Annotated in this window: 1 pseudogene; it reads right to left on the reverse strand. The window is 44.1% G+C overall.

What is annotated here, in order from left to right:
• Positions 1-202 (reverse strand): annotated as a pseudogene (locus tag LDN30_RS16335) (hypothetical protein); the annotation flags it as partial.

Below are 202 nucleotides of genomic sequence, written 5' to 3' on the forward strand. Positions count from 1 at the left end.
TCCTTATAGTCTTTCAATGGCATTGTCGGCTCATCCATCTTGTAATTCTTTATGAACGCCGAGTTCTGCTTCAATGGTATCAGGTATGCCAGTCCTTCCATCTTATCGACTTTCTCAAACAACTTGTCGTTGTAGAAGCCCTTGTCGAAGACCATCAGACCGTTCTTAATCTCATACTCCGCTACAAAGTCGTCTATCGCCG

The sequence above is a fragment of the Prevotella lacticifex genome, from assembly GCF_019973375.1.
GTDB lineage: Bacteria > Bacteroidota > Bacteroidia > Bacteroidales > Bacteroidaceae > Prevotella > Prevotella lacticifex.